At 46.9% G+C, this 6,546-nt stretch carries 7 protein-coding genes; all 7 read left to right on the forward strand.

Annotated features, from left to right (window positions below):
* Positions 1–173 precede the first annotated feature (173 nt).
* Complete coding sequence (gene rpmI, locus GY843_RS16685; protein WP_007022505.1) at positions 174–368, forward strand: 50S ribosomal protein L35; 195 nt, start codon at positions 174–176, stop codon at positions 366–368.
* 37 nt (positions 369–405) lie between these two features.
* A complete protein-coding gene (gene rplT / locus GY843_RS16690) occupies positions 406–762 on the forward strand; it encodes a 50S ribosomal protein L20 (RefSeq protein ID WP_007022506.1) in 357 nt (118 codons plus the stop codon).
* A 181-nt stretch (positions 763–943) separates the two neighbouring features.
* Complete coding sequence (gene pheS / locus GY843_RS16695; protein ID WP_297311249.1) at positions 944–1,927, forward strand: phenylalanine--tRNA ligase subunit alpha; 984 nt, start codon at positions 944–946, stop codon at positions 1,925–1,927.
* A gap of 49 nt (positions 1,928–1,976) precedes the next feature.
* Positions 1,977–4,373, forward strand: a complete 2,397-nt coding sequence (pheT, locus tag GY843_RS16700; RefSeq protein ID WP_297311250.1) for a phenylalanine--tRNA ligase subunit beta — start codon at positions 1,977–1,979, stop codon at positions 4,371–4,373.
* 19 nt (positions 4,374–4,392) lie between these two features.
* Positions 4,393–4,698, forward strand: a complete 306-nt coding sequence (gene ihfA, locus GY843_RS16705; protein WP_297311252.1) for an integration host factor subunit alpha — start codon at positions 4,393–4,395, stop codon at positions 4,696–4,698.
* Positions 4,676–5,032, forward strand: coding sequence for a MerR family transcriptional regulator (locus GY843_RS16710; RefSeq protein ID WP_297311254.1), 357 nt, complete (start codon positions 4,676–4,678; stop codon positions 5,030–5,032). Before ihfA ends, GY843_RS16710 begins: the two co-directional genes overlap by 23 nt.
* A gap of 144 nt (positions 5,033–5,176) precedes the next feature.
* Entirely contained in the window at positions 5,177–6,403 is a 1,227-nt protein-coding gene (locus GY843_RS16715) for an FIST N-terminal domain-containing protein (RefSeq protein WP_297311255.1), read from the forward strand.
* Positions 6,404–6,546: the final 143 nt, after the last annotated feature.

Consider the following 6,546-nt stretch of genomic DNA (forward strand, 5'->3'; position numbering starts at 1 on the left):
GTTGAACAGCGTCCAAAAATGGAAGGTCGTCAACTGGTCATGGTCTTAGCTCCGAAGAAGAAAAAGTAACTCGTTACTTTCCTTAACCCGTGACTGACTTGAAAAAGTCGGCTGCGGGTTTTGTCGTTTGTTTCGGGTGAAAAAAAATTAACGAATGCGTGGAGATTTTAGTAATGCCTAAAATGAAATCTAATAGTGGTGCGGCTAAGCGTTTTAAAAAAACCGCTAACGGCTTTAAGCACAAGCAGTCTTTCACTAGTCACATTCTGACTAAGAAATCTACTAAGCGTAAGCGTCAGCTTCGCCCTATGCTGCAGGTTCACGCTGCAGACAAGGCGTTGGTTCGTCGCATGCTGCCTTATATTTAATCGATTTTTTAGTAACAGAATTTAGAGGAAGAAAGACATGGCTCGCGTAAAACGTGGTGTTATTGCACGTCGTCGTCACAAAAAAGTCCTGAAAAAAGCAAAAGGTTACTACGGTGCTCGTAGCCGAGTATTCCGCGTTGCTAAACAGGCGGTTATCAAAGCTGGTCAGTATGCATACCGTGACCGTCGTCAGCGTAAGCGTCAGTTCCGCGCTCTGTGGATTGCACGTATCAACGCTGGTGCACGTCTGAATGGTCTGTCCTACAGCCGTTTCATTGCTGGTCTGAAAAAGGCTAACATCGAAATCGACCGTAAGGTTCTGGCTGATCTGGCTGTTCACGAAGCTGGCGCATTTGCTGCAATCGTTGAGAAAGCTAAAGCTTCTCTGGCGTAAGCTGGCACCCAGTGTCGTGTAAGCGACTTATTGAAATAGGGGAAGGGTGCAAGCTCTTCCCCTATTTTTTCGGTTTTTTTGTTCAGATTTTAGACAGATAAGACTGAGCTCTGCGCAAAAAGACCGATTTTAAAGATCGTATAAAAGAATTTAGATAGTAACTCCAATTGGAGCCGGATTAATGGAAAATATTCAAAGCCTGTTGGCAGCAGGTAGTGAAGCTGTCGCAAAGGCAACAACAACTCAGGAACTGGACGATGTACGTGTTCAGTACTTGGGCAAAAAAGGCGAACTGACTGCTCTTCTGAAAGGTTTAGGTAAGCTTTCTGCTGAGGAACGTCCTCAGGCAGGTGCCAAAATCAATGAAGCAAAACAGGCGCTGCAAGAAAAGATTAATGAGCGCAAAACTGCGTTGGAATCTGCAGCCCTTGAAGCGAAGCTAGCTGAAGAGACCATTGATGTAACTCTGCCAGGACGTGGCCAAGAGTTAGGTGGTCTGCATCCGGTAACTAAAACTATGGAGCGCATCGAAGAGTTCTTTGCTTCCATAGGTTACACAGTAGAAGAAGGTCCAGAGATCGAAGATGATTATCACAACTTCGAAGCGCTGAATATTCCATCGCACCATCCGGCTCGTGCGATGCATGATACATTCTACTTTAATGCTAATACTCTACTGCGTACTCATACCTCTGGTGTGCAGGTACGTACTATGGAATCTCAGCAACCGCCACTGCGTATCATCTGCCCTGGCCGTGTGTATCGTTGTGATTACGACCAGACGCATTCACCAATGTTCCATCAGGTAGAAGGTTTGATTGTTGATAAAAATATCAGCTTTGCTGATCTGAAAGGTACGCTAGAACAGTTCCTACGTGCCTTCTTTGAAGAGGATGTGCGTGTTCGTTTCCGCCCATCTTACTTCCCGTTTACTGAGCCTTCTATTGAAGTGGATATCGACCGTGGCGACGGTAAATGGTTGGAAGTACTTGGCTGCGGCATGGTACATCCAAAAGTATTTGAATACTCCGGCATCGATCCGGAAGAGTACACCGGCTTTGCTTTCGGTATGGGTGTCGAGCGTCTGGCGATGCTGCGTTACGGCGTAAATGACCTGCGTCTGTTCTTTGAAAACGACCTGCGTTTCCTGAATCAGTTCAACTGATCAAGACAAACGTTATAGCGGTTATTAACAGGATTTTCGGGAAAGCAAAATGAAATTCAGTGAAAAGTGGTTACGTGAACTGGTAAACCCTGCAATCGATACTCAGGGTATTGTTGACCAGATCACTATGGCAGGTCTGGAAGTAGACGAAGTTGAAGCAGCAGCAAAAGATTTCACAGGTGTCGTTGTTGGTGAGATTCTAAGTGCTGAGCAGCACCCAAATGCGGATAAGCTGCAGGTATGTAAAGTTACTGATGGTAACGAAGAGTTTCAGGTAGTGTGCGGTGCGCCGAACGCCCGTACAGGCCTAAAAACTGCATTTGCGACAGTTGGTGCGGTTCTGCCTACCCCAGATGGAAAAGAGTTTAAGATCAAGAAAGCTAAGCTGCGTCAGGTTGAGTCCTTCGGCATGCTGTGTGCGGAAGACGAGCTGGGTATTTCTGATGATCACGATGGCATCATGGAACTACCGGCAGATGCTCCAGTGGGCACTTGTATCCGTGAATATCTGAATCTTGATGACAAGATCATTGATGTTGATCTGACACCTAACCGTGGTGACTGCCTGAGTATTGCGGGTCTGGCGCGTGAGGTGGGTGTACTGAACAAAGCGCCGGTTACTTTTGTTGAAGATAAAGAAACGGCTGCTGTGATCGACGATACCTTTGCGGTTGAGTTGAAAGATGCGGCAGACTGCCCACGTTATGTAGGCAGAGTGATTCGTGGTATCGATCCGGCTGCAGAAACACCACTGTGGATGAAACAGAAGCTGGAGCGTTCTGGTGTACGTAGCATCGATCCGGTTGTTGATGTTACTAACTATGTTCTGCTTGAACTGGGTCAGCCAATGCACGCTTTTGACCTGGATAAACTGGCTGGCGGTATTGTTGTTCGTCGCGCAGAGCAGGGTGAGAAACTAATACTTCTTGATGGCCAGGAAGTTGAGTTGAATGCTGACACACTGGCAATTACTGATGCCAATGGCCCTGTTGCTATGGCCGGCATTATGGGTGGTGAACCTACCAGTGTTACTGCTGAAACGAAGAATATCTTCCTTGAAAGTGCTTTCTTTAACCCGATCTCTATTGCTGGCCGTGCGCGTTCTTATGGCTTGCACACAGATTCCTCGCACCGCTTTGAGCGTGGTGTGGACTGGCAGTTGCAGACTCGTGCGATCAACCGTGCGACTGAACTGTTGCTGGATATCGTAGGTGGCGAAGCGGGTCCTGTAACTGAAACAGCGAACCAGGATGAACTGCCTTCAGATCGCCAGGTGTTCCTGCGTCATGCGAAAGTGAACGCAATGCTGGCATTTGATATGCCTGCAGAAGAGATTGAAGAGATTCTGACTCGTCTGGGCTTGGGTGTAGAACGCACTTCAACTGAAGGCGAGTGGCATGTTTCTGTACCTTCCTACCGTTTCGATATCGCTATCGAAGTGGATCTGATTGAAGAACTGGCGCGTGTCTACGGCTACAACAACCTACCGGTTCGTACGCCAACGGCTTCTATGCCGATTAAGGAGAAGGATGAAACTCAGGTTTCTATCCAGCAGGTTCGACGGGCTCTGATTGCTCTGGGTTATCAGGAAGCGATCACCTACAGCTTTATCGAAGCTGGTCTGCAGAAACAGTTTGATGATCAGTATGAAGGAATTGCACTGGCAAACCCAATCTCTGCTGAGATGGCTATTATGCGTACGACTATCTGGCCGGGTCTGGTTAAAGCGCTGCAATACAACCAGAATCGTCAGCAGGGCCGTGTACGTATGTTTGAAAGCGGTCAACGCTTCCTACCAACAGGCGGCGATGAGATTGTTCAAGAGAATGTTGTAGCAGGCTTAATTGCTGGCTCACGTGATCCTGAAGGGTGGAATGCAGGTAAAGATCAGGTTGATTTCTTTGATATCAAGGGTGATCTGGAAAGCCTACTGGCGCTTGGTGGTGCTCAGGACGAATTTAGCTTTGTTGCTGATCGCCATGTTGCTCTTCACCCAGGTCAAACTGCTCGTATCGAGAAGAATGGCGAGAAGGTGGGTTATGTAGGAGCTTTGCACCCTAATCTGGTTAAAGAGCTTGGCTTGAATGGTGCGGTTTATCTGTTCGAGGTTAATCAGGCTGCTTTGTGCCAGGGTAAACTGTCTCGTTACACTGAAATTTCCAAGTTCCCAGAGTCTCGTCGTGATCTGGCATTGATCGTTGATGAGCAGGTTGCCTTCGATGCGATTCGTCAGGTTGCTGAAAAACAGGCTGGGGAATTTGTTAAAAATGTAACCCTTTTTGATGTCTATCAGGGCCAAGGTATTGAAAAAGGTAGAAAAAGTCTTGCCGTGGGCTTGACGTGGCAGCATCCTTCGCGCACTCTTAATGATGAAGAAATAAACAACGCAATTGATGCGGTTGTTTCTGCACTGGCCAGTGAGTTTAGTGCCTCATTGCGAGAGTAAGCAGCGAAAGGTGATTTACATGAGCTCGTTAACAAAAGCTGAGATGGCGGAACGCCTTAACGAAGAGCTGGGTTTGAACAAACGTGAAGCCAAAGAGATGGTGGAATCGTTCTTTGATGAGATCCGGGCATGTCTGGCTGATAACGAGCAGGTGAAACTGTCCGGCTTTGGTAACTTTGATCTTCGCGATAAGCGACAAAGACCGGGCCGGAATCCTAAAACCGGGGAAGAGGTTCCAATTTCGGCACGCCGTGTTGTAACCTTCCGCCCTGGACAGAAACTGAAGGACCGCGTCGAAACTTATGCTGGAGATGGAGCAGAGTAACGACCCAAACCCTATTCCGGGTAAGCGTTATTTCACAATCGGTGAAGTCGCTAAACTATGTGACCTGAAAACGCACGTACTGCGTTATTGGGAGAAAGAGTTTAAGCAGATTTCACCTGTCAAACGTAACAATCGCCGTTATTACCAGAGACAAGATGTACTTCTGATCAGGCAGATCAAAAGCCTGCTTCATGATCAAGGTTACACTTTGAGTGGTGCAAAGCAGTATCTTTCTGGTGAAAATAACGGTGATGATCAGAGTCAGTATAAACAACTACTCAGACAAACCATTACAGAGCTTGAGGATATTCTGGAAACTTTGAAGCGCGTGTAGTGCTAATTTTCGGAAAAATAAAACAAGCGTTTTACTTACATAGTCTTTATTACTTTACACTTTGGCACTGTTTTAGCCTCCGCCGGTTGGTTATCTATTATCTCTTGTCTAGCATCGTACGTTCGCTGAAATGAGAAATGGATTATGGCTATAGTACGAGTGGGTATCGGGCATGATATAAACGCCCAGACTGCAATCAAACAAGCGCTGGAAAGCACACCTAAACCAGAACTGGTTATCTGCTTTATCAACTTTGCCCAGAACATTGAACAGGCCTACCAGGCTATCCGGGAAGAAGTAAGCAAGGATATTCCTATCATAGGTGGTAGCTCTTGCGGAGAGTTCTCCAGTCTTGAGGACTCACCAACAGGGGATGCGGTTGTGGTGATGACTCTACAAAGTGCATATTTGAGTGTTGGTGTGGGAGTGGGTCAAGAACTGCATAGTCAGCCGGAACAAGCTGCTCAAGATGCAATACGCAATGCCTTCTCTAATCTACAGTCAAATCCAGCGGTAATGTCACTGATGGCTATAGCTTTAGACCGTAAAGGAGCGAAGGATGTTTCACGGATAAAGCCCTATATCAATCTGGTTCTTCCTGATGGCGCCTCAGGCCAGGAAGAAGCCTTCCTACGAAGTATCATACTGGAATCAGGTACCTCGACTCAGATCATAGGAGGTTCTACTGCCAATGACTTTTCTGTTCCTGATACCTATCAGATCTGCAATGGTGTTCATACCGGTTCTGCCGTCGTAGCAAGTCTGTGCAGTGGTTTAAAGATGGGTGTGGCAATGGGGCATCCATACCAGCCCGCGAGCAAGGGTGCTGTAGTAACCAAAGCATCTGGTCGCCGGGTTTATGAACTCAACGGTAAACCAGCGGCTGAAGTTTTAAAGAAAATTCTAGATAGTGAAGTACTAACGCCAGAGTTATTTGTTCAGAATCCTTTTGGAATTAAATCGTCAGATGTTTTTGCAGAGTACACGATCAAAAGTGCTCAAGAAGTACATGATGATGGCAGTGTCAGTTTTTATGCTGAGATTCCCAAAGGTGCCTTCCTGCGTGAGATGAAAACAGACCAAGCAATGGCTCGCTCACGATTTAAAGAAACTTTAGAGAAAGCGGTTTTTGACGCGGGAAGCCCCAAAGAGATAGCTGCTGTAATAATTTTTAACTGCATTCTGCGCCACCAACTCAAATGCCGCTTACAGGTGGATGATATGAGCTTAGTCAAAGAGGTATGTGGTGACGTGCCAGTAATAGGTTTCAATACTTTTGGCGAACAGGGAGCCACTCAAGGAGGATCTATAGGGCACTATAACCAGACTGCCACAGTGCTGGTTGTCGGAGCAGAAGTTATTACACAATAGACCTATAAGCTTCACAGCATCAAAGACTTAGGCTAAGATAGCCAACCTCTGAGAGAAGCTCTTTCAGGAACGTCGGTGTGTAGCGCAGCCTGGTAGCGCATCGTCATGGGGTGGCGAGGGTCGGAGGTTCGAATCCTCTCACA

The sequence above is a fragment of the Neptuniibacter sp. genome (assembly GCF_024231755.1).
Classification (GTDB): domain Bacteria; phylum Pseudomonadota; class Gammaproteobacteria; order Pseudomonadales; family Balneatricaceae; genus Neptuniibacter.